The organism is Streptomyces sp. HSW2009 (assembly GCF_040240285.1).
GTDB lineage: Bacteria > Actinomycetota > Actinomycetes > Streptomycetales > Streptomycetaceae > Streptomyces.
The window spans coordinates 1-2246 of the sequence record NZ_JBEHZD010000855.1; the positions used below are offsets into that span (position 1 = coordinate 1).

A 2246-nucleotide genomic window follows, 5' to 3' on the forward strand; every position below is an offset into this window, starting at 1 on the left:
GCTCCGGCGCCGCGGCCACCGCGCGCCCGGCACGCCGGCCGCCGCCCCGCCCCTGTCCCGCGCCCGCCGCTCCCATGCTCATAAGACCAGCTTATGTCCCCATAGCGAGGACGTCCCTGGTCGACGGGGTGCGGGCGGCGCACCGTGGGGGCATGGTCACCGTCGCACCCGTCGCCACCCGCACCTCGCGCACCTCGCGCACCTCGCGCATCAGCGTTCGCCCACTCGGGCCGAACTGGTACGCCACCGTGATGGGCACCGCCATCGTGGCCACGGCCGGCGCCGGGCTGCCGGCCCGGGTGCCGGGCGCGCGGGCGGCGTACGTGGCGGTGTGGGCGCTGTCGGCGCTGCTGCTCCTGACCCTCGTCGCGGCCCGGGCCCGGCACTGGAAGCACCACTCCGACCAGGCCAGGGCCCATCTGGCGGACCCCGCCGTCGCCCCGTTCTACGGCTGCCTCGCCATGGCGCTGCTCGCCGTCGGCGGTGCCACCCTCGCGGTGGGCCGGGACGTGCTCGGCTCGGGGGCGGCCGTCGCGGTGGCCGGGGCGCTGTGGGTGGCGGGCACCGCGGTGGGCCTGCTGGCCGCCGCCGGCATCCCGTACCTGCTGATCACCCGGCACCGGATGGGGCCGGCCGACGCCTCGGCGGTGTGGCTGCTGCCGGTGGTCGCCCCGATGGTGTCGGCCGCGGTCGGCCCCGGCCTGGTGCCCGAACTGCCGGCCGGCCAGTGGCGGGCCGCGCTGTGGCTGGTGTGCTCCGCGCAGTTCGGGCTGAGCCTGCTGGCGACGCTGGTACTGCTGCCGCTGGTGATGGCCGGGCTGCTGCGGTACGGGCCACCGGCACCGGCGCTGGTGCCCACACTGTTCCTGGGGCTCGGCCCGCGCGGCCAGTCCACGACTGCCCTGGCCAACCTGGCCGCCGCGGCCCCCGGCACACTGCCCGCCCCGTACCCGGACGCGGCCTCTGCCGGCGCGCTGCTGTACGGGGTGCCGGTGCTCGGCTTCGCGCTGTGGTGGCTGGTGCTGGCCGGGGCGCTGGTGGTGCGGGCCGCGCGGCGCGGCATGCCGTACGCGATGACCTGGTGGGCGTTCACCTTCCCGGTCGGCACCTGCGTCACCGGCGCGGCCGGCCTGGCCCGCCAGACCGATGTGGCCCTGCTGCGCTGGCTGGCCTTCGGGCTCTATGCGCTGCTGGTCGTGGCGTGGGCGGTGGCGGGCGCCCGTACGGTGGCCGGCCTGGTCCGCGGCACGCTGCTGCCGGGCGGCGGCGCGGCGCCGGCACCGGCAACAACACCAGCGCCAGCGCCAGCGGTACGAGCAGCGCGCCCGGAGCGGGCACCCGAGCCGGCGTCCGCCGCCGCGGACGGGCCGCGCCCCGGCCGGCTCAGCGGGCCTGTGCCAGCGCCCGGCCCAGCACGTCAGGGGCGCTCACCAGCGACGGCCCGTACCAGGTCAGGTGGCGTCCGCTGAGCAGCGCGGCGGGCAGCCCCGGGAACGCCTCGGGGCCGTCGTCGGCGGTGAAGCGGTACGGCTCGTCGGGCAGCACCACCAGATCGGCGCCGCTGGCCCGCAGCTCGGCCAGCGGGACGCGCGGGTAGCGCTCGGCGTGGTCGGCGTAGCGGTTGCGGACGCCGAGGCGGGCCAGCACGTCGCCGGCGAAGGTGTCGCGGCCGAGCACCATCCAGGGCCGGCGCCACACCGGCACCACCGCGGTGCGCTCCCGGCCGCCGGGGCCTGCCGCCGGGTCCGGCGCGCGCCAGGCCCGCTCGGCCGCGTCCAGCCAGGCGGGCCGGGGCAGCCCGAGGCCGTTCACCAGCAGCCGGTGCAGTTCGTGGAACGCCTGGTCGAGGTCGCGGACCTCGGTGACCCAGACGTCGATGCCGGCGGCGCGCAGGGCGGCCAGGTCGGGTTCGCGGTTCTCCTCCTCGTTGGCGATGACCAACTCGGGGGCGAGCGCCACGATGCGCTCCACGTCCGGGTTCTTGGTGCCGCCGATGCGCTCCGCGGCCAGCTCCGCCGGATGGCTGCACCAGTCGGTGGCGCCGACCAGCAGCCCGGGCGCGGTGGCGGCCACCGCCTCGGTGAGCGAGGGCACCAGCGAGACCACGCGGCGCGCGGCGGCCCGTGTGGCGGCGCCGGGTTGGGGTCGGATCATGCCCCCACCGTAAGGCGCCCGGGGGGGGGGGGGGGGGGGGGGGGGGGGGGGGGGGGGGGGGGGGGGGGGGGGGGGGGGGGGGGGGGGGGGGG

2 protein-coding genes are annotated in these 2246 nt (G+C 78.8%); one reads left to right on the top strand and one right to left on the bottom strand.

What is annotated here, in order from left to right:
- The first annotated feature begins 152 nt into the window (after positions 1-152).
- Positions 153-1469, top strand: a complete 1317-nt coding sequence (locus AAHZ94_RS32925) for a TDT family transporter (protein WP_349997376.1) — start codon at positions 153-155, stop codon at positions 1467-1469.
- Here the strand turns inward: AAHZ94_RS32925 and AAHZ94_RS32930 are convergent.
- Entirely contained in the window at positions 1384-2154 is a 771-nt protein-coding gene (locus tag AAHZ94_RS32930) for a helical backbone metal receptor (RefSeq protein ID WP_349997377.1), read from the bottom strand. The genes AAHZ94_RS32925 and AAHZ94_RS32930 overlap by 86 nt on opposite strands.
- Positions 2155-2246 lie beyond the last annotated feature (92 nt).

What these genes read in the sequence shown, in the direction of transcription:
- AAHZ94_RS32925 (WP_349997376.1), top strand. Translation starts at nt 153, where the DNA reads ATGGTCACCGTCGCACCCGTCGCCACCCGCACCTCGCGCACCTCGCGC.
- AAHZ94_RS32930 (WP_349997377.1), bottom strand. Translation starts at nt 2,154, where the DNA reads ATGATCCGACCCCAACCCGGCGCCGCCACACGGGCCGCCGCGCGCCGC.